Origin of the sequence: Stenotrophomonas sp. Ste96 (genome assembly GCF_024519495.1) — a bacterium.
Classification (GTDB): Bacteria; Pseudomonadota; Gammaproteobacteria; order Xanthomonadales; family Xanthomonadaceae; genus Stenotrophomonas; species Stenotrophomonas bentonitica_A.
Genome location: NZ_JALJRX010000002.1, coordinates 395163 through 418969, shown reverse-complemented (window position 1 = coordinate 418969; position 23807 = coordinate 395163). Strand labels below are relative to the sequence as shown.

Sequence of the window (23807 nt, the reverse complement as noted above, 5' to 3'; positions counted from 1 at the left end):
CCGGTCGAGGGTGGGGAATTGTAGAGCCGCACATCATCGCCTGCACCGCGTTTCACCGACGTTAAACGATGTGCAGCCCGGGCTTACCCCGCGTGGCGCGCCGCCAGCACCGCGACCGCGTCGTCCAGCGACAGGCCACGCGCCCGCAGCAGCACGGTGAGGTGGAACAGCAGGTCGGCCGACTCGCCGAGCAGCGCCTCGTCATCCTGCGCCACGCCGGCCAGCGCCGTCTCCACCCCCTCCTCCCCCACTTTCTGCGCGATGCGGCGGGTACCGCCGTCGAACAGCGAGGTGGTGTAGCTGCCAGCCGGGCGCTGCTGCTCGCGCTCGCGCACCACGGTATCCAGCCGGCCCAGGAAGTTGCCCGGCGCCTGCGGGAAGCAGCTCTCGCTGCCGGTATGACAGGTGGGGCCGGCCGGGCGCGCACTGACCAGCACGGTGTCGTTGTCGCAGTCGATCCGTATGGCGGTCACCGCCAGCACGTTGCCGGAGGACTCGCCCTTGGTCCACAGCCGCTGCTTGCTGCGGCTGAAGAAGGTCATCTGCCCCGTGGCCAGAGTCTGCTCCAGGGAGGCCGCATTGGCATAGCCCAGCATCAACACGCGCAGCGTGTCCGTGTCCTGCACCACCACCGGCAGCAGGCCATCGCCCTTGCCCCAGTCCAGCTGCGCCAGCGCCTCGCGCGACGGCCGCACGTCGATGGAATTCACCTCAATAGACATCTCGAACCTCGATCTGCTGCTCGCGCAGGAACTGCTTGAGCGCGGGAATGGCGATGGCACCACTGTGGAAGACGCTGGCAGCCAGCGCGCCATCGACGTCGGCCTGGTCGAACACATCGGCGAAGTGCTGCATCTCGCCAGCACCGCCGGAGGCGATCAGCGGCACCTGGCACAGCGCACGCGCCTGGCGCAGCTGGGCCACGTCGTAGCCGCGGCGCACGCCATCACTGTCCATGCAGTTCAGCACGATCTCGCCGGCGCCGCGGCGCTGCGCCTCCACCAGCCAGTCCAGCGTGCGTACGGCCACCGCCTGGGTCTTGTCCGGGTCGCCACTGAACCGGCGCACCCGCCATTCGCCATCCGGCTCGCGTACCGAATCGATACCAACGACAACGCACTGCACACCGAACGCATCGGCCAGTTCCTCAATCAGTTCCGGCCGGCCCAGCGCCGGGGAGTTGATCGAGATCTTGTCGGCACCGGCATGAAGCACGCGCCGCGCAGTCTCCACATCGCTGATGCCGCCGGCCACGCAGAACGGAATGTCGATCAGGCGCGCGATGCGTTCGATCCAGCCCACATCCACCGCGCGCCCTTCCGGGCTGGCGCCGATGTCGTAGAACACGAGTTCGTCCGCGCCCTGGTCGCGGTAGCGCATCGCCAGCTCGGCGATATCGCCCATGTCCACGTGGTCGCGGAAGCGCACGCCCTTGACCACGCGGCCATCGCGCACGTCCAGGCACGGAATCAGGCGGCGGCTCAGCATGCCAGCGCTCCTTCCAGGGTCATGCGCCCTTCCAGCAGCGCCTTGCCGAGGATCGCGCCGCCACAGCCGACGGCCTTGGCCTGGGCCACGTCCTGGGCATCGCGTACGCCGCCGGAGGCCTGCACCGCCACGCCGGGCAACAGCCGCGCCAAGTGCTGGTAAAGGTCGATGTTCGGCCCGGACAGCATCCCGTCGCGGGCGATATCGGTGCACAGCAGGTGCTGCATGCCGGCCTCGGCGTAGCGCTGGGCCAGCGCCTCCAGCGTGTCCTCGGCGGTCTCGGTCCAGCCATGCACCGGCAGCAGCCAGCGGCCGTCCTCGGCCTGGCGGGCATCGAGTGCGATGGTCAGCCGGTCCGGGCCGAACTCGCGCAGCCAGCCGATCACCGTGTCCGGCTCGCGCACCGAGACCGAGCCGACGACGACCCGGGCCGCACCGGCATCAAGAATCCGGGCGACATCATCGCGCGAGCGCACGCCGCCGCCGGTCTGCACCTTCAGGCCGGTCTGCGCCGCGATCGCAGCCAACAGCGGCGCCAGCGTGTAACCGCCTGCCCGGGCCGCATCCAGGTCCACCAGGTGCATCCAGCTTGCGCCGGCCGCGGCAAAGGCCTGCGCGCGCGGCAGCGGGTCATCGCCGTAGGTGGTCTGCTGCGCGTAATCGCCCTGCAGCAGCCGCACTACACGGCCTTCGCGGATGTCCAGGGCGGGATAGACGATGAAACTCATGTGGGTTCGTTCTCGATGAAGTTGCGCAGGATGCGCGCGCCCGTATCGGCCGAGCGCTCCGGGTGGAACTGGGCGCCACTGTGCCGGCCGCGCTGCACGACCGCCGCGAACAGCCCGCCGTGATCGCAGGCCGCCACGGTGTCTTCGCCCAAGGGTGCCGCATAGCTGTGCACGAAGTAGGCACTGGCGCGTGCCGGCACACCGGCCAGCAGCGGCGACTCGCGCAGTGGCAGCAGCCGGTTCCAGCCCATGTGCGGTACGCGGATGCCGGTGGCCGGGCGCAGGTGCCGCACCACCCCGGGCAGCAGGCCCAGGCATTCGACGCGCCCCTCTTCGGAACCGTCGAACAGCAGCTGCATGCCCAGGCAGATGCCGAGCAGCGGCACCTGCAGGTTGCGCAGCGGCTCGACCAGCCCCTGCGCATGCAGGCGCGCCATGCCGTGCGGTGCCGCGCCGACGCCGGGCAGGATCACCCGGCTGACGCCCTCCAGCCCCTGCGCATCGCGCACCAGCCGCACCTGCACGCCCAGCCGCTCCAGCGCATAGCGGACCGAGCCAAGGTTGGCCCCACCCGCATCGATCAGCGCAACCTCCGTCACAGCGCCCCCTTGGTACTCGGCAACGCGGTGCCCTGGCGCGGCAAGGCCTGGCGCAGTGCACGGGCCAGCGCCTTGAAGCAGGCCTCGACCTTGTGGTGGTCGTTGTCGCCGCGCACGCTCAGGTGCAGGTTGAGCCCGGCCGCATCGCACAGCGAGCGGAAGAAGTGCGGCACCATCTCGGTCGGCATGTCGCCCACGCGCTCGCGCTTGAACTCGCCCTCGAACACGAAATACGGGCGGCCGCTGAAATCCAGCGCGGCACTGGCCAGCGTTTCGTCCATCGGCAGCGTGAACCCATAGCGGCCGATCCCGCGCTTGTCGCCGAGTGCCTCCCGCAGGGCCTGGCCCAGCGCCAGGCCGGTGTCTTCGATGGTGTGGTGCTCATCGATGTGCAGGTCGCCCTCGGCCTGCACGCTCAGCGCGAAACCGCCGTGCTTGCCGATCTGCTCCAGCATGTGATCGAAGAACGGCAGGCCGGTGTGGGTCTGCGGTTCGGCGGTGCGGTCCAGATCGACATCGACCCGGATCCTGGTTTCCTTGGTGTTGCGCTGCACGCTGGCGCGGCGCGGTGCGTCGGCCAGTTCATGCGCGATCGAGGTCCAGTCCCAGTCACCGCCGAACTGCTCGGTGCGCAGCTGGAAACCACGGATCTTCATGTTCTCGGCGAACTGGATGTCGGTCAGGCGGTCGCCCACCATGGCCGAGCGGGCCCAGTCGATGTTGCGGTCCTGCAGGTACGGCAGCATCAGCCCTATACCCGGCTTGCGGGTGGGCGCGTTGTCCTGCGGCCAGGTGCCGTCGATCAGCACGTCACGGAAGGTGATGCCCTGGCTGGCGAAGATCTGCAGCATCAGGTCGTTGGGGCCATCGAAGCTGGCCTGAGGGTAGCCGTCGGTTCCGAGCCCGTCCTGGTTGCTGACGATCACGAACTGGTAGCCAGCATCGCGCAGCTTGAGCATCGCCGGGATCACATCGCGCACGAAGCGCAGCTTCTCATAGGCGTCGATCTGGAAATCAGCGGGCTCTTCGATCAGGGTGCCGTCGCGGTCGACGAACAGAATCGGGGTCATGCGGCAGCCCTCCGGGCCATCAGGGCGGCAAGTACACGGTCATTCTGCTCGGGGCTGCCGATGGTGATGCGCAGCGCATCGCCAAGCTGGGGTGCAGCCCGCTGGTCACGCACCACCACACCGGCGGCGAGCAACGCGTCGAAGGCACCCTGTGCATCGGCAAAGCGGGCGAGCAGGTAGTTGCCCTGCGAAGGATAGACGCGCGCGACGCCGGGCAGCGCGGCCAGGCCGGACTGCAGGCGGGCGCGTTCTGCCTTGATCTGCGCGGTGCGCTGGGCGGTCACGGCCAGGCTCTCGGGTGAGAGCGCCGCCAGCGCCAGATCCGCGCAGGGCGCCGGCACCGGGTACGGGGCTTGGCAGCGGCGCAGCAACTGGATCAGCGCGGCATCCGCGATCAGGCTGCCGATGCGCGCCGCCGCCAGGGCATGCGCCTTGGACAGCGTCCGCAGCACGGCGATGTTGTCGTAACGGCTCAGCAGCGTCGTTGCGGACGGTTGCTCGGCGTACTCACCGTAGGCCTCATCCACCACCACCAGTGCCCTGCCCTGCAACGCGGCGGCCACCCGCTCGATCTCCGCCAAGGGAATCACGCTGCCAGCGGGATTGGAGGGTGAGCACAGGAACACCAGCTTCGCCTTGCCGGCCAGGGCAGCGGCGATGACCGCGTCGATATCGGCGACCAGTGCATCGCCCTGGTCCACCAGCGGCACCTCGATCAGCGGCGCGTTCTGCAGGCGGGCGCAGACGGCGTACATGCCGAACACCGGCGGCGTGGTCACCACCGCATCGCGGCCTGGTTCGCACAGCGCACGGACCAGCAGATCGATGGCCTCGTCACTGCCACGGCCGATCAGCAGTTGTCCGGGGGCGCAGCCGTAGAGGTCCGCCAGGCGATCACGCAGGGCGGCCGGCTGGGGATCCGGATAGCGGCGCGCGCCCCCCTCGGCGTCGGCCGGGTTGGCCCAGGCCGATTCGTTGGCGTTGAGCCAGACATCACCGGTCAGCGCACTGCTGCGCGCCGAGGAGTACCCGGCAAAGGCCTGCAGGTCCTCGCGGACCAGGGGCAGGACGGAGGCAGTGCTCATGCGGCCGCCTCCATGCGCAGGGTCACCGCGTTCTCATGGGCATCCAGGCCCTCGGCGCGCGCCAGCACACGCGCGCACTGCCCGATCGCGGCGATGCCGGCGGCAGTGGCCGACTGCACGCTGATCAGGTTCTGGAAGCTGGCCACGCTGACGCCACTGTACGCACGTGCCGCACCGGCGGTGGGCAGCACGTGGTTGGTGCCACTGCAGTAGTCGCCCAGCGCTTCGGGGGTGTAGTCGCCGAGGAACACCGAACCGGCGGCCTCCACCTTCTCCAACCACGCGCGCGGCTCGCGCAGCGCGAGAATCAGGTGCTCCGGCGCGTACCGGTTGCTGATCGCGAAGGCTTCATCAAGCGAATCCACCAGGATCAAGCGCGAGGACGCCAGCGCCTGCGCCGCGATTTCCGCACGCGACAACTGCGCCAGCTGCGCTTCCACCGCAGCCTCGACCCGGTCCACCATCGCCGCGTCATCGGTCAGCAGCAGCACCTGCGAATCCGGGCCGTGCTCGGCCTGCGAGAGCAGATCGGCGGCGACGAACGCCGGATTGGCGCCGGCATCGGCGATCACCAGCACTTCGGACGGGCCGGCCGGCATATCGATGGCCGCCGCGCCGTCCTGGGCCACCTGCTGCTTGGCTTCGGTCACGAAACTGTTGCCCGGGCCATACAGCTTGTCGCAGGCCGGGACGCTGTCGGTGCCATAGGCCATCGCCGCAATGGCCTGGGCGCCGCCCAGCTTGAACACGCGGTGCACGCCGGTCAGGCGCGCGGCAACCAGCACGGCAGGGTCGGCACTGCCGTCCTTGCGCGGCGGCGTGCACAGCACCACCTCGCGGCAGCCGGCCAGCTGCGCGGGCACGCCCAGCATCAAGGCGGTGGATGGCAACGGTGCACTGCCGGCCGGTACATACAGCCCCACCCGGGCGATCGGACGCACCACGCGCTCGCAGCGCACGCCGGGCGCGGTCTCGACCGCATAGCCCTGGCTCATGCCCGCCTGGTGGAAGGTGCGGATGCGGGCGGCCGCATCGATCATCGCCTGCCGCAGTTCGGCGGAGACGGCCTGCTCGGCGGCGGCGAATTCCGCCTCGCTCACCTCGAAGGTATCCGGCGCCACCCCGTCAAAGCGCAGGGTGATCTCGCGCAGCGCGGCATCGCCGCCTTCGCGTACCGCGGCGATCAGGGCCGCGACCGACTCGCGGGTGCGTGCCGCCACGGCCTGGACCGGGCGTTGCAGCGCCTGCGCCTGGGCGCCGGCATCCAATTGGGACCACGTCAAACGATTCATGCCAGCGACCGCTCCACACTCAATACCATCAAGCCCTGCGCGCCCGCGCGCTCCAGTTCCTCCAACCGCTGCCAGGTCAACGCACCGTGGCACATGGTCTGCAAACGCAGGTGGCCGCCATCATCGGGCAGCTGCACCAGCGGGTCGGCGTCGGGCAGCAGGCGGGTCAGCTCGGACACGCGATCCAGTTCGGCGCGGAACATCAGCAGCTTGCTGTCCTGCACCTTCACCACACCATCGAGGCGGCGCAGCAGCATTGCCATCAGGCCGGCACGGGCGTCATCGGGCGTGCGGACCGGGCCGGCCAGCACCGCTTCGCTCTCCAGCAGGGTTTCAACCGGCTTGAGCTGGTTGGCGGCCAACGTCGCGCCACTGGAGACCAGGTCGCAGATCAGATCGGCCGTACCCAGGCGCGGGGCGATTTCGACCGATCCGGACAGCTCGACCACCTGCGCATCCACGCCACGCTCGGCCAGCCAGTCGGCCAGGATCGCGGGGTAACTGGTGGCGATGCGCTTGCCGGCCAGCTGTTCGACGCCGGTCCATTCCCAATCCTCCGGCACCGCCAGCATCAAGCGGCACTGGCCGAAGTTGAGCCCGCGCAGCGCCTGGTAGGCGTCCGGCAGGCCGATCCGGCGGCGCGCGGCCCCCTGCTCGTCCAGCTCGTTGCGGCCAACGATGCCAAAGTCGCATACGCCATCGGCGATCAGGCCGGGGATATCGTCATCGCGGACCAGCAGCAGGTCCACCGGCAGCGATTCGCCGTAGCAGAACAGCTTGTCTCGGCTCTGCCGCCAGCTCAGCCCGCAGGCGGTCTGCAGGCTGCGCGCGGGCTCGGCCAGCCGCCCGTTCTTCTGGATGGCGATGCGCAGCCGGTCACGTGCCGGGGCGGTCTGGGTTGCACTCATGGGGAGGTCTCTACTCGGATTCGGGGGAGGACGGCGTGGCGGCGATGGCGGCGGCATAGCCGCCGTGGCCGTGGTCCAGCGAGCGCGCCACGCGCCCGGTGGTGGTCACGCTGACCCCGGTCAACTCATGGATCTCGCGATACGGCACGCCCTGCTGCAGCAACGGCACCACTTTCCAGCGGTCGGACAGCGCCTCCAGCTCGGCGGGCGTGCACAGGTCGCGCAGGAAGGCGGTCACTGCCTCCGGATCGGACAGGGCAGCAAACGCACGCGCCAGCGAGGCCAGATCGGCCTGGGCATCTTTTTCGCGGGGGATCGGACGTAGTTTCATCGTATCAATGTAATAGCGTGCTATTACATTAGCGCAAATGACGGCGCACGGTCAAACCGCCGCGCAGGCGGAATGGGCCGGTTCAGGGTCTGGAAACGAACAACGCCCGCGTTGGCGGGCGTTGGATGGGTATCCACGGAGAAGCGTGCCGACCAGCGGTCGGCAACTACCGGCAGCGGACCTCGGCACGCAGGGCACCGCTGCGCAGGCATTCGCCAAGCAGGCCGCCCTGGCGGCTGGGAAGCGACTCCAGCGCTTCCAGCGGGCCCGCACCCTTGGGGCAGACGCTGCTGGCCAGTTCGCGCAGGTCGTGTTCCAACAACTTCGGGTCAACCATGTGGCAGCGGTCGACCGTCAACCGGTAATGCCCGGGGCCGATCCGCTTGCTGCGCAGCTGCGGATCGCTCTGGCAGCCGGCGAGCAGGAGCACCATCAGTGCCCCCGCTCCCAGCCGCTTCATGCCATCGCCTTGGCCTGCTCCAGCTCGACCTGCAGCGCGCTGGCCAATTCGTCGCGGGCAACCTCGAACTGCTGCTCGCGCAGCAGATCCTTGACCGCCACCACACCACGCGCCAGCTCATCCTCACCGGCCAGCACGACGAAACGGATACCCGCCTTTGCCGCGTACTGGAACTGCTTGCCGATCTTCTTCGGCTCCATCTGCACTTCGGCATTGATGCCACCCACGCGCAGGCGGCGGGCGATATCCAGCGACTCCGGCAGGCCGTTGTCGTCCATCAAGGCCACCAGCGCGTGCACGCTGCTGTCCTCGATACCGGCGATCAGGCCGGCCTCGCGCAGCTGCCAGAACAGGCGGGTCAGGCCGATGGAGATGCCCACGCCCGGCAGCTTGGATTTGCTGTAGTGGCTGGCCAGGTCTTCGTAACGGCCGCCCGAGCAGATCGAGCCGATCTGCGGGTGGTCGGTCAGCGTGGTCTCGTAAACGGTGCCGGTGTAGTAATCCAGGCCGCGCGCGATCGAGAAGTTCAGGCAGTACGCGGTTTCCGGCACGCCCAGCGCCTTGACCAGCTGCAGCACTTCGCGCAGCTCGGCCACGCCCTGCTTGAGCGTCTCGCTGGCGGCCGCATCGGCCAGCAGTGCGTCCAACTGGGCCAGTGCATCGGCATGGCTGCTCGAGCGCACGGCGACGAAGGCCAGGATGCGCTCGACCTGCTCGGCGGGAATATCAAAGCCCTCGCCCACCAGCGTCTCGCGCACGTAGTCGGCGCCACGCTTGTCCAGCTTGTCCACTTCACGCAGCACGGCCAGCTGGCGCTCGCCATCGGCCACGCCCAGGCTTTCGAAGAAGCCGCGCATCAGCTTGCGGTTGTTGAGCTGCACCGAGAAATCACCGATGCGCAGTTCAGCGAACACCGCATGGATCACCGCCAGCACTTCGGCGTCGTAACGGGTGCTCAGCGTGTCCTTGCCGATCACATCGATGTCGCACTGGTAGAACTCACGGAAGCGGCCACGCTGGGCACGCTCGCCGCGGTACACGCGCTGCATCTGGTAGCGGCGGAACGGGAAAGTCAGGTCGTGTTCGTGCTCGGCCACGTAGCGCGCCAGCGGCACCGTCAGGTCGAAGCGCAGGGCCAGTTCGGGCAGCGCCTTCTCTTCAGCTTCGGCGGCATTGGCCAGCGCACCGGTGGACTGCACGAAATACACCTGGCGCTCGGTCTCGCCGCCGGACTTGGTCAGCAGCACATCGGACAGCTCGAACACCGGGGTTTCCACCGGCAGGAACCCGAACCGCTCGTAGTTGCGGCGGATGACGTCCAGCATGCGCTGGAACGCGATCTGCTCACGCGGCAGCAATTCCATGATGCCGGGCGGCGTACGGGGCTTGATCACTTGCGGGACTCCTGCGGAAACGGGGGGATGAGCGAGCGGCATATTCTAGCCGCAGCCAGCGCGACGGGCCGCATCCCGCGTCAAGACCGGGCCAATGGCGGCATGAAGTATCATAGGCAGGCCCCGCTTGCTGACCTGACATGACCCGGCCCCACTCCGGTACCGCGCTCTCCGCTGTTGAAGACCCCGCCGCCCCCGGTTGCTCGCCCCTGCGCGACTGCCTGCATTGCTCGGTACGGCACCTGGCGGTCTGCTCGGCGCTGTCGCCGGATGAAGTGCAGGCGCTGGAGCGGGTCACCGTCTCGCAGGCGCTGCCGCTGGGTTCTACCCTGGCCCGTGCCGGCGAGCCGCGCCAACATGTCTATACGATTACGGCCGGCGCGCTGCGCCTGGTCCGCACGCTGGCCGACGGGCGCCGCCAGATCAGCGGCTTCGTGCTGCCCGGCGATTTCCTCGGCCTGAGCGGCAGCGACCACCACCGCTATGACATCGAGGCCATCGCCGACAGCCGGGTCTGCCGCGTGGCCCTGCCGCAGATGAAGGACCTGCGCTCGCGCTTCCCCCACCTGGAACGGAAGCTGCTGCAGCGCGCCTGCCAGGAACTGGATGCCGCGCAGGATGCCGCGATGGCGCTGGGCCGGCTGCAGCCGGCCGAGAAGGTCGCCGATTTCCTGCTGCGCCTGGCCGCGCGCGAAGCGTTGCTCGGCGAACCGGGGCTGCGCGTGACCCTGCCGATGGGCCGCGGCGATATCGCCGACCATCTCGGCCTGACCATGGAAACTGTCAGCCGCACCTTCACCAAGCTGCGCCAGCAGGGCCTGATCGCCCTGCCCCATCTGAACACCGTCGAGATCCTCGACGAAGCCGGTCTCCAGAAGCTGTCGGCCGACGAGTCTTACTGACCCCGCATCAGCCGCGCAGCAGCACCTCACGCAGCGCGCCGTACGCCGGCGCGCATGCCTCGGCCCGCGCCGGCCGCTCCAGCAACGCGGCCAGGGCCGGCGGCACCGGCAACGGCCGGCCGATCAACGGCTCCACCACCGACTCGAACTTGGCAGGATGCGCGGTGGCCGCCACCGCCCAATGCCCCTGCACGCCGGCAGCCCGCAGGTGCTCCAGGCGCGCCACCGCGGTCGCCGTATGCGGGCAGAACACCTCGCCATGCAGGTCATGGCGCCGCTTGATCACTTCGCGGATCGCCGCATCATCCACGGCTTCGGCCGTGAACGCGCCCCGCAGGGCCACGTCATCGTCGTTGTACAACCACCGCAGCCGCTCGAAATTGCTGGGCGCGCCCACGTCCATCGCATTGGCGATGGTCGCGACGCTGGTCTGCGCCTGGTAGGTCTCGCCGTGGAAATAGCGCGGCAACACATCGTTGGCATTGGTCGCCAGGGCGATCTGCCCCAGCGGCAGCCCCATCGTCCGCGCCAGGATGGCCGCCATCGCGTTGCCCAGGTTGCCGGTCGGAATCACCAGATTGAGCACGTGGCCGGTCTGCGCCTGATGTAGCAGTGCGGCGTGCGCGTAGTAACTCATCTGCGGCAGCCAACGGCCCAGGCTGATGCTGTTGGCCGAGCTCAGCGGCACAGCGTCCTGCAGCTCACGATCGCCCAGCGCCTGCTTCACCATCGCCTGGCAATCATCGAAGGAACCGGCCACCCGCAGCGTGCGGATGTTGTCGCCGAAGCAGCCGAGCTGATGCGCCTGGCGCGGCGAGACGCGGCCATCCGGGTACAGCACCACCACGCGGATCCCCGGCTGCCGATGGAAGGCAGCGGCCACCGCCGCGCCGGTATCGCCCGAGGTCGCCACCACGATCGTCAGCGGGCGCTCGCGCCCCTGCTGCAACCGGGCAAGACAGGCCGCAAGGAAGCGCGCACCGAAATCCTTGAACGCCGCCGTGGGGCCATGGAACAGCTCCAGCACATGGTCATCGGCGGTTGCCAGCGCGCGCAACGGCGCATCGAAATTGAAGGCCTGCGCGCAGAGTTCGGGCAGCACCGTTTCCAGGGCATCGTCCTGGAAGTACGGTGCAAGCACTGCGGCCGCGGTCTGCGCGAAGCTCGCCTGCGCTGACCAGCTCTGCAACTGCGGGCGGTGTTCGGGCACATACAGACCGCCATCCGGGGCAAGGCCTGCGGCAAGCGCCTGGCTGAGCGAGGTGGCGGGAGCAGCGTGACGCGTGGAGACAAACTTCATCGGAGATCCCAAAGTAGAAAGAGTGGAGGCGTCACAGCAGTCGGGCGGCAGGAGCATTCAAGGGCGACACCCAGCTTTGGCTGTCGAAGCCTGCCTCGGCGAACGCCTGCTGGACCGCGGCCTGCGCCGCGAGTGCGGCCTCGCGCTGTTCGAACCAGGCAAACACGCTTGGCCCCGCGCCGGAAATGCTGGCGCCCATCGCCCCGGCGGACAGCGCGGCATCGCGCGCCGCCGCAAACCCGGTGATCAGCCCGGCACGGCGTGGCTCCACCAGCACGTCGCGCAGGCCCGCCCGGACCAGCCCGGCATCGGACGTGTAGCAGCCACTGAGCACCAGTGCCAGGTTCGCGCTCTGCGCGACGAACTCGCTCAGCGCGTAGTGCCCCTGCAGTGCAGCGCGTGCACGGCGGGTCTCCAGCACCGCATCCGGATGCACCAGCAGGCTGTGCCACGCCGCCGGGACCGGCACCGGCACCAGGCGGTCGGCCGTGCTCAGTACCAGCCCGCCCAGCAGCATCGGCCCGAGGTTGTCGCCGTGGCGGCCGCCACTGGCCACCGCCTCGCCAGTCAACGCGAACGGATACAACGCTTCGCGCGACAACGGCTGCGGCAACAGCGCATTGGCGGCCACCAGCGCCGCCACGCAGGAGGCGGCCGAACCGCCCATGCCCGAGCCCAGGGCGATGCCCTTGTCGATCTCCACCTCAAAGCCGAAGGGCAGATCCAGGGCGGCACGCAGCGCGATCAGCGCGGCACCGGCGGTGTTGTCCTCGGCCACCAGCGGCAGGTCGACAGTGGTGCCGCGGATCGCGTGGATGCGAACCACGGGCGCGTCGATCCGGCGGACCGTGACCGTATCGCCAACGCCTTCGATCGCGTGGCCAAGAATATCGAACCCTACCCCCACGTTGCCGACCGAGGCCGATGCGAACGCGCGGGCTTCAACGCTGCTGCCGTCACTCACAGGCGTGCTCCTTCGCCCACCGCCACGCGCAGCACATCGGCGAACACGCCCGCGGCGGTCACCTCCGGCCCGGCACCCGGGCCCTGCACCACCAGCGGGTTATCGCAGTAGCGGCGCGTGGTGAACTGCACCACGTTGTCGGTCAGGCGCAGGTTGGCGAAGGCATGCGCCGCCGGCAGCGCGACGAGTCCTACTTCAGCGCCGTCGGGGGTCAGGCGTGCCACGTAACGCAGCACCGCACCCTCGGCCCTGGCGACGGCCAGCCGCTCGGCAAACACCGCATCGATCTGCGGCAGGCCGGCCATGAAATCCTCCACGCTGGCCTGGCGCAGCGCTTCGGGCACCAGGCTCTCCACGCGCACCTGCTCCAGGCTGAGTTCACGGCCCGCCTCACGCGCCAGGATCACCAGCTTGCGCGCGACATCCACGCCGGAGAGATCATCGCGCGGGTCCGGCTCGGTGTAGCCCATGCCACGCGCCTGGCTGACCAGATCGGAGAACGGCACCTGGCCGTCGTATTTGTTGAACAGCCACGCCAGCGTGCCGGAGAAGATGCCGTCGATCGCCAGCACCTCATCGCCGGTATCGACCAGGTCGCGCAGCGTGGTGATGACCGGCAGCCCTGCCCCCACCGTGGCCTCATAACGGAAGCGCGCGCCACTGCCGGCGGCCGCCTCGCGGATCGCGTGATAGCGCTCCAGCGGACCGGCGCCGGCCTGTTTGTTCGGGGTGACCACGTGGATGCCCGCGGCCAGCCAGCCGGCATAGCGATCGGCCACATCGGCGCTGCCACTGCAATCGATGATCAGCGCGTGCGGCAGGTGGGCAGCGAGCAGATGCTCGGTGAACGCCTCCAGGTCACTCGGCTGCGCCGGGCCGGACAGCGCCGCGCGCCAGTCGCCCTTCAAGCCCCGTTCGTCCAGCACCATGCGGCTGCGCGAGGCCACCGCACGCAGGCGCAGATCCACATTGGCGCGGCCCAACAGCTGCACCTGGGCGGCCTGCAACTGATCCAGCAGGGCCGCCCCCACGTTGCCCGGGCCGATCACACCGACCGAGAACGTCTGCGGCGACAGCCAGAAGCCGGCATGCGCCGCGCGCAGGGCCTTGGTCGCATGGCGGCTGTCCACCGCCACGGAAATGTTGCGCTCGGACGAGCCCTGCGCGATCGCCAGGATGTTCACCTGCGCGCGGCCCAGCGACTCGAACAGGCGCGCAGCCACGCCGGGCTGCCCGGCCATGCCGTCACCCACCGCCGCCAGCACGCTCACGTTGTCGGTCAGCTGCACGCGCTGCACCTGGCCCAGGCTCAACTCATGCGCGAACGCCTGCAGCAGCGACTCACGCGCACGTACCGCCTCGGCCTGTTTCACCACGCAGCAGATCGAGTGCTCGGAAGACCCCTGCGAGATCATCACCACTGACACATGCGCATTGCGCAGCGCCGCGAATACCCGCTCGGCCGTGCCAGGCACGCCGATCAGGCCGGTGCCTTCCAGGTTGATGACCGCCAGGTCCGGGCTCAAGGTCAGGCCCTTGATCGGGCCGGAGGCGGTGCGCTCGGCGGTGATGCGTGTTCCTGGATGGTCCGGGTGGAAGGTGTTGCGGATGATGATCGGCAGGCCGCGCTCGATCGCCGGCGACATCGTCTGCGGGTGCACCACCTTGGCGCCGAAATAGGCCAGCTCGCAGGCTTCGTCGTAACTCAGGGCTTCCAGCTGGACCGCCTCGGGTACCACCCGCGGGTCGGCGGAGAGCACGCCGTCCACATCCGTCCAGATATGCAGCTCATCGGCATTGAACAAGGCGGCGAAGATGGCGCCGGAATAGTCGCTGCCGTTGCGGCCCAGCGTGGTGATGCGGTCCTGGCGGTCGCGGGCGACAAACCCGGTCGCCACGATGCGCGATTGCGGATGCTGCAGTCGCCATTGCGCAAGGCGTTCAGCGCTGCGCACCCAATCCACGTCCACACCCAGTTCGCCGCGCTCGATCACCAGCACATCGCGCGCATCCAGCACGGCGCAGTCTTCGCCCAGCGTCTGCAGGTACTGGCCCAGCAGCTGTGCCGAGTACACCTCGCCCATGCCCTGCACCCGGTCCAGCACTTCGGTGGGCAGGCCACCGATCACCGCCAGCGCGCCCAGCACCTCGGCCAGCTGATCGAAGCGCTGGTCCAGCCATTCCACCGTCGCGCCGGCGTGTTCGCCCAGCAACGCCACTGCGGCGCCACGGTGGCGGGCACGCAGCGCATGCCAGTGCTCGCGCCAGGCCGAGCCGTCTTCGGCCGCCAGCGTGGCCACACCGATCAACGCATCGGTGACGCCCTTCATCGCCGATACCACGGTGACCTGCATCGCCTCGTCACGCGCCAGCAGCAGCTGGGCCACGTGACGATAGCGCTCGGCATCGGCGACCGAGGTGCCGCCGAACTTGTGGACGACGGTCGCCACCCCGGCACGCGAGGCGACGGAGACGGCAGGCTGGGCGGAGGGTGGAGCGGAAGCGGCGACAGAAGACATGCTGACCTCGATGCGAGGCCCCGCGGCATATCAGGCTTGAGAGTTTCCCCCGCCACCTGATCTGGGTGCGGGGCCGTGGTTTTCGGAAATTACGCGAAGACGACGGGCCGCACCGGGCGAGTGGTGGCGGTGGTAATGATGGTGGTACCGGTCGACACGGTCTGCCCGCCCGCGGAGGCGGGAAGGAGCAGCTGAACGTGGGCGGCGGTGATGACCATGGGCCAAGAAAACTACGCCGCCGCCCTGCTTGTCAAGTGCTGCGGTGCAAAAGATCGCGGCACGTAAACCGCCGTGATCGTCGGCCAAACAGTTGCGATTGTGACCATCCAGATACAGCAAGGGCTGCCCTATCCCACATGCTCGGCCACTGCGGCAGGCGGACGATGTGCATGCGCGCACATCAGCACGCCGGTGATCAGGCAGACGATGGCCACGGTTTCCATCAGGGTCGGCCAGCGCTGCTGCCAGGCAAACCCGTACAGCAGCGCAAACAGCGTTTCGAACACGATCATCTGGCCGGTCAGGGTCAGCGGCAGGTGGCGGCTGGCACGGTTCCAGCAGGCGTTGCCGAGCACCGACGCGACCACCGCCACGCCCGCACTGATCAGCCAGAAGTTCAGCCACGCGCCGGGCGCATGCACCGTGGTGCTGGTCAGGAAGGCGCTGGGCACCAGCACTAGGGCGAGGCCGCCGGTGGTGATGCCGGTCAGCAGCGACCAATCGTGCCCGGACAGGTCCGGCCGGCGGGCCAGCCAGCGGCTGTTGCCGATCGAGTACACCGCCCAGGACAGCAGCGCGCCGATCGCGCACAGCAGGCCCAGCAGGCGTCGCCCGGCAGAGCCCTGTGCGTGCTCGGCCATCAAGGCCTCATAGCCCACCAGCGCCACGCCAAGCAGGCACAGCAGCAGCGCCGGCGCCAACCGCCGCAGTGGCACGGCGCCCTCCTCGCGCACGCCGGCCAGGGTCACCACCACCGGGATCAACCCCACGATCAGCGATGCGGCCGCGCCGCCGGCCCACTGCACAGCATTGGCCAGCAGCAGGAAGTACACCAGGTTGCCGGCCAGGCTCAGCCACAACAGCCCACGCCACTCGGGCCAGGCCAGCCGGTCCTTGAGCTGCCGCCAGCGCGGTGCCAGCAGCACCACGGCGATCAGGCCGTAGACCAGATAACGGCCAGCCGAGAGCTGCACCGCATTGAAGCTGTGCAGCATCGCCGGGGCCAGGAACACCACGCCCCACAGCGCGCCGGCGGCGATGCCGTTGGCGATGCCCACTCCCATCGATCGATTCATTACGGCTCACGCATCTGCATTGGCCGCGCAGTGTAGAAGCCGCGCCCGGCGGCGTCTTGACCCAGGCTACTGCCGCCGGAAGGCCTGCGGGGTCAGCCCGGTCTCCCGGCGCAGGGCGCGGGTCAGCGCGCTGTGCTCGGAGTAGCCGGCATCGAGCGCGATCGTGGCGATGCTGTCGGCACTGGTCAGCAAGCGGTGCTTGGCCCAGCGCAGCCGGCAGGCACTGAGCCAGGCGTGCGGCGGCACGCCGAACTCCTGCACGAACGCTGCATGCAGGCGGCTGGCACTGATGCCGACCAGCGCGGCCATGCGGGCCACGTTCCAGTCCGCGCCAGGGTTGGCGGACAAGCGGGTGCACAAGGCATGCAGACGCGCCGCGCTGCCGGCGGCGGCGTACTGCTGCAGCAGTGTGGCCAGCAGCGCATCGCTGCCCTGCGGCGGCGTGCCGGACAACCCCTGCCGCAATCGCTTCGGCAGGGCCAGCCAACGCTGCCGGCGCAGATGTTCCAGGGTGTCATCATCGATCAGCCCGGCCGGGCAATCCACGATCAGCATCAGATGCTCGCCATCACCGGTCTGCGCATGCCCCTCGCCGGGCGCCACGAAGGCCCCCTGCAGCACATCCAGCCGGCCGCCGAAGGCGTCGACTTCAAACTCCAGATCACCGCGCAGCGGCAGCACCCATTGCGCAAAGTCATGCCGGTCCACATCGCTGGACGTTCCGTAACACCGCAGGTGGCAGGCGCTGGCAAGCATGGCGATAGTCTGCGCGCGGGGCGAAGGGCGCTGCAAGCCACCGCATCCGCGTACCATGGCGGCCGACCCGTACAACATGGAGCGTTCACCGTGGCCTGCAGCATCGTTCCCCTCAGTGACCGCCCCGACCTGCTACCCGTGCTGGCCCAGTGGTATTTCCAGGAATGGGGAAGCCACGTACCGGGTCTGACCCTGCTCGATGAGCAGCAGCGGCTGGAAGTCTTCCTGCAGGACGACGAGTTGCCCCTGCTGCTGATCGCCCTGGACGACGGGGCTCCGGTCGCCGCGGCGCAGCTCAAGTTCCATGAACGTACCGAACGCCCCGAACGCCTGCACTGGCTGGGGGGCGTCTACGTGCATCCGGCGCACCGCGGGCGCGGCCTCGCCGAGAAGGTCATCAGGGAGTTGCTGGCACGCGGCCGTGCGCTCGGGGTACGCGATGTCTACCTGCAGACCGAAGCCGATGATGGCGGGCTGTATCGCCGCTTGGGCTGGGCACCGCTGGAATCGCTGCAGCATGCCGCCGGCATGCCGGTCCGGATCATGGTGCGCAGCGTCGCCGCCGACCGCATCGACTGAACGCGCGGCTGCGGCAGCCCGGTGGGTAGTGAATGAATGCGTGGCCGATGAACGGCGTCAGCGGAAGCGCACCGGCTGCGGCGCCGGACGGTCGGCCAGCGAGCCGAGCGTAAAGGTGTACCCGGCCTCCTCCAGCAGCTTGCGCATGCGCAGCTCGGCGCGCTTGGGATAGGCGAGCGAGGTGGGGGCATGCAGCGCGTAGGAGGTCGATTTCCCGGGCAGCGTTTCGCGGGTCACCGAAGACTGATTGGTCTCGCACGCGTTGGCCCACAGGTCCATCAGCACCTTCGGGCCGATGGATTGATTGTTGCTGAGACGAAGCGTCAGCCAACGCATGTGTTCCATGACAAATCCAAGCGGCTCTTTGTCCCGAGTATGCACCAATTCCCCTGCTACCGTTCGGGGCCGTCCGGTGCGCTGGCGGCCACCGGCGGTGTCGGGCAAAAACGAACAGCCCCGGCAGGGCCGGGGCTGTTCGGGTACCGCTTCAGGAAGCGGGCCACTGGCGACCGTGGGGGAATCGCCAGCGCGCCGCCTGTCTGAAACTCAGTGCTTCATGGCGTGCTTGCGGTCGCGCATCACGGCATGGCATTCCTGCACCTGCGGCAGCAGGCGCTGGACTTCCTGGCGCGCGGCCGGCGAGGTGTCGGCGTCGGTCAGGGTGTCCTTGAACGCCTTCAGCAGGCGATCTTCGGATTCTTCCAGCTCGGCCACGTAGCCGTACTGCTTGTCGCCCAGGGTGGCGCGCACCTTGCCGTAGAACTGCTGCATGGAACCGACGAAGGTGCCATGGTCGGCCGGCTTGCCGCCAGCGGCGACAACGGTGGCGCTCAGCGAGCGGACGATCTCGTTCTTGACACCGGCGATACGGGTGAAGAGCGCTGCCAACTCGGCATCTTCGACCTTGCCTGCGGCCTCGGTGTAGAACTCCTGGCCATCGCGGGCGATTTCGATCAGGTCGTTCAAGTTATGCGCGGTCTTCGATTCGGTATTCACTGCGATGTACTCCTGTTGGTCCGGTTTGACCCGTGTGTTGTTGTCGGGGTGAGTCGACTTTTCCGCATTGGCCATGAAGTCGGCGTGACACTGAAATGCGAGTGTTCAGCGAGCTCAACGCACTGCGCGATGAATGTGCACGGCGCGTCGTCGAGGCGCGAAATGCGTGTTACTTCCCTGCCCGCCTGCGCTTGATCCAGGACAGACATTGCCCGGCGATCGCAGTGAGCAGAATCAGTGAATTGGTCACGACAAAGACGAGCGATCCGGTTGCCGCGCTGTAGGCGATGAACAACACCGAGGCCGTGATCTGACCGACGAACAACCACGTCGATACCGCCTCGGGATCGTCGGCCGTCCACTGCTTCCAGATCTGCCGCCACAACGTGGCGATCAGCACGGCCGTCGCCGCCCAGCCGAGCAGGTCAATGGCTTCCATCAACGCGCCAGCAACGACAGCGGCGCCGCGTCGCGCACCACCACCTCGTCCGTCGCCAGGCCCACACGCTGTTCCAGCCGACGCAGGAACTCGCTGAAACCATGCGGTGCACGGGCGTGCCGACGTGCGCTGGTCATCACCCGCGGGCTGGCCAGCCGCGCCACCTGCATGCCGGCACCGTGCATGGCCTGGATCAGCGCGACGTCCTCACCGGTCGCCAGTGGCGCAAAGCCGCCGCATTGCCGATACGCCACGGCGCTGAAGCCCATGTTCGCGCCGTGTACATGCGGATGCCCGTCCACCGCATGCTCGCCCTGCAGGAACTGCTCGCGCACGGCCTGCGGATAGTCCAGCCAGTCACCCACCGCCACCACGCCACAGAACGCGCTCGCACCGCATTGCAGCTGGCGTGCAAGCCAGTCCGGCGGGACCACGCTGTCGGCATCGGTGCAACCGATCCAGCGGGCGCCCAAGGCCAGGGCGCGCTCGCTCGCCGCCGCACGCGCGACGCCGACACAGCCGGCATCCACCGTGATCACCTCTACTCCGAAGCGCTCGCAGATCCACCCGGTCGCGTCGCTGCAACGATCCAGCGCCACCACGATCACCACCTGCTCGTCGCGCAGGGCAGGATGCTGCGCAGCCACCTTGAGCGACTGCAGGCAGGCTGCGATCAATTGTTCTTCGTTGTGCGCAGGAAGGGTCACCGCGATCATCGCAGGCCCTCCCGCTCCGCCACCGAGGTGGTATCGGCCGACCAGCCTTCCAGCAGCATGTCCTCGTCACGATAGGAAAGCAGCCGTGGCAGGCAGTCATCCAGCTGGGCATGCACGAAGCTGGCGCTGCAGCGTGCCTGCTCGAACGGCACACGCCAATGACAGGCGATCACCACGCCCTGCGGCGTGAGTGACCGCACCACCTGCGCCGCCGTTTGCTGCATGTCCTCTGGCGACAGGTAGTAACCCATCTCACCCAGCACAATCAGATCGAAGCGCCCCGCCGGCCAGTCCTGCGGATGACGCGCCTGCTCGATGCTGACATGCGCGTGGCGCCGCGTCATCGCGCGCGCGGCCAGGACCGCGCCTTCGCTCAGGTCGGTCGCGAGCAGTTGATCGCAGCGCTCGGCCAGGGCGGCGGTCAGCACTCCGTTGGAACAGCCCAGCTCCCAGCCACGGGCGAAGCGCTCCTGCGGCAGGCTGGCCAGGGTGAGCGCGCGCTTGCGCTGCTCATACCAGCGGGTGCGGTACTGGAAGGGATCGTCCTTCTCGTACAGCGCGTTGAAGTAGGCGATATCACTCATCCGATCAGTACCTCGTAGTTCCGTTCGAAGCGCTGCAGCACGGCGGCCGGCAGGATGGGGTCGCAGTCCAGCCCTTCCACCGCGCCGGTCTGGGTGACGAATTGCTGGATGGCATCGCGCTTGCGCTCCAGCAGGGCGTCATCCAGCGCAACGCGCGTGGCCGACGCCCAGGCGCTCGGCGCCGCCTGCGGGTCCAGCCAGTGCCAGCCCCACACGGGATATTCCTTCAGGTCGGCACCGCGCTCACTGCATGCCTGGAGGCAGGCACGCGCCACGGCTTCATGGTCCGGATGGCCGTCGAACCGCCACGGCGCCAGCACCAGATCGCCCCGCTGCAGCACGGCCGCCAACTGCGCGGCGATCCACGCCTCATTGGCCGTCACCTCGCCATCGCCGATGTGCCAGGAAATCCGCTCTGCGCCTGACAAGCCCAGGCAATGGAGCGCGTCATCCAGCTCTGCCGCACGGGCGATTCGCAACCGCTCGGGCGACCATGCCGGTTGGTCGGGATAGCACGCCTCGCCATCGGTGACCGAGACCACCATCACCCGCAGGCCGGACCGGTGTGCCAGTGCCATCAGGCCGCCGCAGGCCAGTACTTCATCGTCCGGATGCGGGGACACCACCACCAGGCGCTGCGCATCGCCGAACAGCGCCGCCGCGGATGCACGCGGCAGCGTCTGCAGCCAGCGCGATGCCGCCCATTGGGCTTCGGTGACGCCGCCGCCTTCAATCTGTCGATTCACAGCGTCCACGTGCGGCCCTCGCGATGCATCAGGTTGCCAAGGTGCTGCCAATCGCGGTCGGCGTGGCTCTGGCGGATGAAGACCGTCAGGTCGGCCCAGCGCCGGGCGTGTGCCGGGTCCATGCACATCGGCCCTGGCCCCAACGCCCTGCCCACGCGGTCCAGCGTCAGCGAGGCAGCCCGCTCCACCGCGCTGCGTGCCCGCACGATCTCGCGCTGATGCGGCAGCCCGGGTTGTGCATCGATCAACGCGGCCAGCTCGCGCAGCAGCGACGCACAGGGCGAGAGCGCCAGATCGATTTCGCCGAGCAGGCCGGATGCCGTGCCCGGCTCATCGGCCCGTGCGCTGCGCAGCAACGGCTCGGCCAATGCACTGGCGCCACCGAACCAGCATGCCGCGATGCCTGCGCCACCGTGCCAGAAACCGGGTCGCTGCAGATAGCCATCCGCCGCCCCGACCTCCACGGCCGGCACCTGGTCAAAGCGCGCCGTGCCACTGGGAACGCGCCCCATGCCCGTGGCCTGCCACGTCTGTGGCAGGAAGCTCACATTGGCGCGGCGCACGGGCACCAGGAACAGACGCGAGCGACCGTCATCGCGCACCGTCACAAGGGCATGGTCGACCCAGCCGGCGCCGGAGCACCACGGCTTGTCACCGGACAGCGTGCCGCTGGCCCGATCAAAGCGCAGGGTGGCCGCTGGTCCTTCGGCCGCCCACACGGCGCCCAACCGATCCCGGTCCGGGGCGGTTGCGCCCAGTTCTTCCAGGATCGCCTGCGCGTCATAGTGCGCTTCAAGCACTTTGGCCAGACATAGATCGCGGGCGGCGATGTGCGCCAGCGCCTGCCAGCGCACCAACGTATCGCCGCTGCCGGGACGCGGCAGCGACGGCTGGTGCTCGATCCACGTGCGGGCCTGGGCCTGCAGGTCATCGCCATCGGTCACCGGTTGCGGATGCTCCGGCGGCACAAGAGAAGCCACGGCATTCATATCAGGGCGTCAGGATCACCTTGCGGCAATCCTCCTCTTTGCGGTCGAAGATCTCGTAGCCACGCACGGCGTCTTCGAGCGACAGCCGGTGGGTCACGATCACGCCCGGGTCCAGGCGGCCCTCGCCGATATGGTCGAGCAATTCGGGCATCAACTTCTGCACATGGGTCTGGCCCATCTTGAAGGTGAGGCCCTTGTCGAACGCATCGCCAAGCAGGAAGCCGTGAATGAAGCCGGCATACACACCCGGGATGCTCACCGTGCCACCGCGACGCGTCGCCGCGATGCACTGACGGATCGCCACGCCGCTGCTGCCTTCCACCTTGAGGGTGGTCAAGGCCGATTCCAGCGCACTGCCCTCGGCTTCAAAGCCGACCGCCTCGATCGTGGCATCCACGCCGCGGCCATTGGTCTGGGTGATGATGTACTCCGCCGGGTCCTCGACCTGGGTGAAGTCGATGGGGGTCACGCCGTAGGTCTGCTGCGCGAAGGCCAGGCGATACGGCAGATGGTCGACCATGAAGATCGTTTCCGCCCCCAGCAGGCGGCAGCACGCCGCACTCATCAGCCCGACCGGGCCCGCACCGAAGATCGCCACCGTGGAACCGGGCTTCACCCCGGCATTGATGGCGGCCTGGTAGCCGGTCGGCAGGATGTCGGAGAGGAACAGCACCTGCTCATCGGCGAGCGCATCCGGAATGCGCAGCGGACCGACATTGGCCTTGGGCACGCGGACGAACTCCGCCTGCCCGCCCGACACGCCGCCATACAGATGGCTGTAGCCAAACAACGCCGCCGGGGGGCGAATGCCCTTCTGGTTCACCGCCGCGCCCTTGCCGGTGTTGGTCGTCTCGCAGGCCGCGAACTCGGCGAGACGGCAATGGAAGCATTCACCACAGGCGATCACGAACGGAATCACCACGCGATCGCCCGGGCGCAGGTCCATCACGCCGGCGCCCACCTCCTCCACCACGCCCATGAACTCATGACCCAGCACGTCGCCGGTATGAAGATCCGGGATCTTGCCGCGGTACAGATGCAGATCCGAGCCGCAGATTGCCGTAGCAGTCACGCGCAGGATGATGTCGTCGGGGGCGGCCAGCGCCGGATCCGGCACGGTATCGACCCGTACATCCTTGCTGCCGTGGTAAGTCAGTGCGCGCATAGCAAACTCCGTTGTCCAAGTACCTCTGTGGTACGTGGTACGGCGTGGCAGCGTCGTGACCGCCCCGTGTGCGGCGTGTCTACCCCGGCAGAGGGGCCGCGCTGCAGCTCCGGCACGCAGGGCGCTCGCCACTGCGTGAGGACTGAATCATTCATTCTGCTGCGGCGGCAGGCGCCGCTCGCGCGGGTCGTTACTCAGCCGGCGGCGCCGAGGGTGTTTCCGGATCCGGCGGCAACTCCTGCGGCGGCGAGGCAGGCGCGGGATCACCCTCCGGTGGAATTTCCTGCGGCGGCTCCTGGGCGGGCGGATCGCCGCGGCCCGGCGCTTCCACCGGCGGCGTGGGTGGCATCGGGTCCGGCGTGGGGTCCGGCACCTGGGCGATCACGCTCTCGAGTGAAGAGGTGGATCCACTGCGTACTGTCGTGTCCATCGCGCATGTTCCTTCTGGAGGGCTGAGCTCGACGCTACGCGGCGCGCCGTCAACATCCAGCGACGGTGCCGC

At 68.6% G+C, this 23807-nt stretch carries 27 protein-coding genes; 2 read left to right on the top strand and 25 right to left on the bottom strand.

The window, feature by feature from the left end:
• Positions 1-83: 83 nt before the first annotated feature.
• From hisIE to hisS, 11 genes are all read right to left on the bottom strand, one after another.
• Complete coding sequence (gene hisIE / locus OC373_RS08685) at positions 84-710, bottom strand: bifunctional phosphoribosyl-AMP cyclohydrolase/phosphoribosyl-ATP diphosphatase HisIE (protein WP_172838084.1); 627 nt, start codon at positions 708-710, stop codon at positions 84-86.
• A 1-nt stretch (position 711) separates the two neighbouring features.
• Complete coding sequence (gene hisF, locus OC373_RS08680) at positions 712-1488, bottom strand: imidazole glycerol phosphate synthase subunit HisF (RefSeq protein WP_019183001.1); 777 nt, start codon at positions 1486-1488, stop codon at positions 712-714.
• A complete protein-coding gene (gene hisA / locus OC373_RS08675; protein ID WP_019183002.1) occupies positions 1482-2216 on the bottom strand; it encodes a 1-(5-phosphoribosyl)-5-[(5-phosphoribosylamino)methylideneamino]imidazole-4-carboxamide isomerase in 735 nt (244 codons plus the stop codon). Before hisA ends, hisF begins: the two co-directional genes overlap by 7 nt.
• On the bottom strand, positions 2213-2815 hold the full coding sequence (gene hisH, locus OC373_RS08670) for an imidazole glycerol phosphate synthase subunit HisH (RefSeq protein ID WP_261997500.1): 603 nt from the start codon (positions 2813-2815) through the stop codon (positions 2213-2215). Before hisH ends, hisA begins: the two co-directional genes overlap by 4 nt.
• Positions 2812-3885, bottom strand: coding sequence for a bifunctional histidinol-phosphatase/imidazoleglycerol-phosphate dehydratase HisB (gene hisB / locus OC373_RS08665; RefSeq protein ID WP_261997499.1), 1074 nt, complete (start codon positions 3883-3885; stop codon positions 2812-2814). The genes hisH and hisB overlap by 4 nt, the downstream gene beginning before the upstream one ends.
• On the bottom strand, positions 3882-4970 hold the full coding sequence (gene hisC / locus OC373_RS08660) for a histidinol-phosphate transaminase (protein WP_261997498.1): 1089 nt from the start codon (positions 4968-4970) through the stop codon (positions 3882-3884). The genes hisB and hisC overlap by 4 nt, the downstream gene beginning before the upstream one ends.
• Positions 4967-6262 (bottom strand): histidinol dehydrogenase, encoded by a 1296-nt coding sequence (gene hisD, locus OC373_RS08655; RefSeq protein WP_070427268.1) that lies wholly within the window; start codon positions 6260-6262, stop codon positions 4967-4969. Before hisD ends, hisC begins: the two co-directional genes overlap by 4 nt.
• Positions 6259-7170: an ATP phosphoribosyltransferase gene (hisG, locus tag OC373_RS08650; protein WP_261997497.1), complete on the bottom strand. Its 912-nt coding sequence runs from the start codon at positions 7168-7170 to the stop codon at positions 6259-6261. The genes hisD and hisG overlap by 4 nt, the downstream gene beginning before the upstream one ends.
• Before the next feature lie 10 nt (positions 7171-7180).
• Positions 7181-7501, bottom strand: coding sequence for a YerC/YecD family TrpR-related protein (locus tag OC373_RS08645; protein ID WP_070427266.1), 321 nt, complete (start codon positions 7499-7501; stop codon positions 7181-7183).
• Positions 7502-7667: 166 nt separating this feature from the next.
• The gene (locus OC373_RS08640) at positions 7668-7961 is read right to left on the bottom strand and encodes a hypothetical protein (protein ID WP_261997496.1); all 294 of its coding nucleotides are present in this window, start codon (positions 7959-7961) and stop codon (positions 7668-7670) included.
• Positions 7958-9355, bottom strand: coding sequence for a histidine--tRNA ligase (gene hisS / locus OC373_RS08635; protein WP_019183010.1), 1398 nt, complete (start codon positions 9353-9355; stop codon positions 7958-7960). Before hisS ends, OC373_RS08640 begins: the two co-directional genes overlap by 4 nt.
• A 140-nt stretch (positions 9356-9495) precedes the next feature.
• Between hisS and OC373_RS08630 the strand changes: the two genes are divergently transcribed.
• Positions 9496-10257, top strand: coding sequence for a helix-turn-helix domain-containing protein (locus OC373_RS08630; protein ID WP_019183011.1), 762 nt, complete (start codon positions 9496-9498; stop codon positions 10255-10257).
• Between the two features lie 7 nt (positions 10258-10264).
• Here the strand turns inward: OC373_RS08630 and thrC are convergent, their stop codons facing one another.
• The 5 genes from thrC to OC373_RS08605 form a co-directional block, all read right to left on the bottom strand.
• The gene (gene thrC / locus OC373_RS08625; RefSeq protein WP_261997495.1) at positions 10265-11557 is read right to left on the bottom strand and encodes a threonine synthase; all 1293 of its coding nucleotides are present in this window, start codon (positions 11555-11557) and stop codon (positions 10265-10267) included.
• 31 nt (positions 11558-11588) lie between these two features.
• Positions 11589-12521, bottom strand: coding sequence for a homoserine kinase (locus OC373_RS08620; protein ID WP_261997494.1), 933 nt, complete (start codon positions 12519-12521; stop codon positions 11589-11591).
• Positions 12518-15040 carry a bifunctional aspartate kinase/homoserine dehydrogenase I gene (gene thrA, locus OC373_RS08615; RefSeq protein ID WP_261997493.1) on the bottom strand — a complete coding sequence of 841 codons (2523 nt, stop codon included), beginning with the start codon at positions 15038-15040 and terminating at the stop codon, positions 12518-12520. Before thrA ends, OC373_RS08620 begins: the two co-directional genes overlap by 4 nt.
• A gap of 347 nt (positions 15041-15387) precedes the next feature.
• Positions 15388-16335, bottom strand: a complete 948-nt coding sequence (locus tag OC373_RS08610; protein ID WP_070427260.1) for a DMT family transporter — start codon at positions 16333-16335, stop codon at positions 15388-15390.
• Between the two features lie 66 nt (positions 16336-16401).
• Positions 16402-17091, bottom strand: a complete 690-nt coding sequence (locus OC373_RS08605; protein WP_261997492.1) for an AraC family transcriptional regulator — start codon at positions 17089-17091, stop codon at positions 16402-16404.
• Between the two features lie 90 nt (positions 17092-17181).
• Here OC373_RS08605 and OC373_RS08600 point away from each other — a divergent pair, with 90 nt between their 5' ends.
• Positions 17182-17670: a GNAT family N-acetyltransferase gene (locus OC373_RS08600; RefSeq protein WP_261997491.1), complete on the top strand. Its 489-nt coding sequence runs from the start codon at positions 17182-17184 to the stop codon at positions 17668-17670.
• 57 nt (positions 17671-17727) lie between these two features.
• On the opposite strand, the gene OC373_RS08595 is transcribed toward OC373_RS08600, so the two are convergent.
• From OC373_RS08595 to OC373_RS08555, 9 genes are all read right to left on the bottom strand, one after another.
• Positions 17728-18015, bottom strand: coding sequence for a hypothetical protein (locus tag OC373_RS08595; protein WP_046272599.1), 288 nt, complete (start codon positions 18013-18015; stop codon positions 17728-17730).
• A 201-nt stretch (positions 18016-18216) separates the two neighbouring features.
• Positions 18217-18666, bottom strand: a complete 450-nt coding sequence (locus tag OC373_RS08590; RefSeq protein WP_019183020.1) for a PA2169 family four-helix-bundle protein — start codon at positions 18664-18666, stop codon at positions 18217-18219.
• A gap of 169 nt (positions 18667-18835) precedes the next feature.
• Complete coding sequence (locus OC373_RS08585; protein WP_261997490.1) at positions 18836-19105, bottom strand: PQ-loop domain-containing transporter; 270 nt, start codon at positions 19103-19105, stop codon at positions 18836-18838.
• On the bottom strand, positions 19105-19821 hold the full coding sequence (locus OC373_RS08580) for a glycosyltransferase (RefSeq protein WP_070427256.1): 717 nt from the start codon (positions 19819-19821) through the stop codon (positions 19105-19107). The genes OC373_RS08585 and OC373_RS08580 overlap by 1 nt, the downstream gene beginning before the upstream one ends.
• Positions 19818-20405 (bottom strand): class I SAM-dependent methyltransferase, encoded by a 588-nt coding sequence (locus tag OC373_RS08575; protein ID WP_070427255.1) that lies wholly within the window; start codon positions 20403-20405, stop codon positions 19818-19820. Before OC373_RS08575 ends, OC373_RS08580 begins: the two co-directional genes overlap by 4 nt.
• On the bottom strand, positions 20402-21151 hold the full coding sequence (locus OC373_RS08570; protein ID WP_083279901.1) for a PIG-L family deacetylase: 750 nt from the start codon (positions 21149-21151) through the stop codon (positions 20402-20404). The genes OC373_RS08575 and OC373_RS08570 overlap by 4 nt, the downstream gene beginning before the upstream one ends.
• A complete protein-coding gene (locus OC373_RS08565; protein ID WP_083279900.1) occupies positions 21148-22140 on the bottom strand; it encodes an acyl-CoA dehydrogenase in 993 nt (330 codons plus the stop codon). Before OC373_RS08565 ends, OC373_RS08570 begins: the two co-directional genes overlap by 4 nt.
• 1 nt (position 22141) lies before the next feature.
• Complete coding sequence (locus OC373_RS08560; protein ID WP_019183026.1) at positions 22142-23305, bottom strand: zinc-dependent alcohol dehydrogenase; 1164 nt, start codon at positions 23303-23305, stop codon at positions 22142-22144.
• Positions 23306-23495: 190 nt separating this feature from the next.
• Positions 23496-23735 carry a hypothetical protein gene (locus OC373_RS08555; RefSeq protein WP_070427253.1) on the bottom strand — a complete coding sequence of 80 codons (240 nt, stop codon included), beginning with the start codon at positions 23733-23735 and terminating at the stop codon, positions 23496-23498.
• Between the last annotated feature and the right edge of the window lie 72 nt (positions 23736-23807).

Excerpts from the sequence above, each read along its gene's own strand:
- hisF (WP_019183001.1), bottom strand. The coding sequence starts at position 1,488 with ATGCTGAGCCGCCGCCTGATTCCGTGCCTGGACGTGCGCGATGGCCGC.
- hisA (WP_019183002.1), bottom strand. The coding sequence starts at position 2,216 with ATGAGTTTCATCGTCTATCCCGCCCTGGACATCCGCGAAGGCCGTGTA.
- hisB (WP_261997499.1), bottom strand. The coding sequence starts at position 3,885 with ATGACCCCGATTCTGTTCGTCGACCGCGACGGCACCCTGATCGAAGAG.
- hisC (WP_261997498.1), bottom strand. The coding sequence starts at position 4,970 with ATGAGCACTGCCTCCGTCCTGCCCCTGGTCCGCGAGGACCTGCAGGCC.
- hisD (WP_070427268.1), bottom strand. The coding sequence starts at position 6,262 with ATGAATCGTTTGACGTGGTCCCAATTGGATGCCGGCGCCCAGGCGCAG.
- hisG (WP_261997497.1), bottom strand. The coding sequence starts at position 7,170 with ATGAGTGCAACCCAGACCGCCCCGGCACGTGACCGGCTGCGCATCGCC.
- OC373_RS08645 (WP_070427266.1), bottom strand. The coding sequence starts at position 7,501 with ATGAAACTACGTCCGATCCCCCGCGAAAAAGATGCCCAGGCCGATCTG.
- OC373_RS08640 (WP_261997496.1), bottom strand. The coding sequence starts at position 7,961 with ATGAAGCGGCTGGGAGCGGGGGCACTGATGGTGCTCCTGCTCGCCGGC.
- OC373_RS08630 (WP_019183011.1), top strand. The coding sequence starts at position 9,496 with ATGACCCGGCCCCACTCCGGTACCGCGCTCTCCGCTGTTGAAGACCCC.
- thrC (WP_261997495.1), bottom strand. The coding sequence starts at position 11,557 with ATGAAGTTTGTCTCCACGCGTCACGCTGCTCCCGCCACCTCGCTCAGC.
- thrA (WP_261997493.1), bottom strand. The coding sequence starts at position 15,040 with ATGTCTTCTGTCGCCGCTTCCGCTCCACCCTCCGCCCAGCCTGCCGTC.
- OC373_RS08610 (WP_070427260.1), bottom strand. The coding sequence starts at position 16,335 with ATGAATCGATCGATGGGAGTGGGCATCGCCAACGGCATCGCCGCCGGC.
- OC373_RS08605 (WP_261997492.1), bottom strand. The coding sequence starts at position 17,091 with ATGCTTGCCAGCGCCTGCCACCTGCGGTGTTACGGAACGTCCAGCGAT.
- OC373_RS08595 (WP_046272599.1), bottom strand. The coding sequence starts at position 18,015 with ATGGAACACATGCGTTGGCTGACGCTTCGTCTCAGCAACAATCAATCC.
- OC373_RS08585 (WP_261997490.1), bottom strand. The coding sequence starts at position 19,105 with ATGGAAGCCATTGACCTGCTCGGCTGGGCGGCGACGGCCGTGCTGATC.
- OC373_RS08580 (WP_070427256.1), bottom strand. The coding sequence starts at position 19,821 with ATGATCGCGGTGACCCTTCCTGCGCACAACGAAGAACAATTGATCGCA.
- OC373_RS08575 (WP_070427255.1), bottom strand. The coding sequence starts at position 20,405 with ATGAGTGATATCGCCTACTTCAACGCGCTGTACGAGAAGGACGATCCC.
- OC373_RS08565 (WP_083279900.1), bottom strand. The coding sequence starts at position 22,140 with ATGAATGCCGTGGCTTCTCTTGTGCCGCCGGAGCATCCGCAACCGGTG.
- OC373_RS08560 (WP_019183026.1), bottom strand. The coding sequence starts at position 23,305 with ATGCGCGCACTGACTTACCACGGCAGCAAGGATGTACGGGTCGATACC.
- OC373_RS08555 (WP_070427253.1), bottom strand. The coding sequence starts at position 23,735 with ATGGACACGACAGTACGCAGTGGATCCACCTCTTCACTCGAGAGCGTG.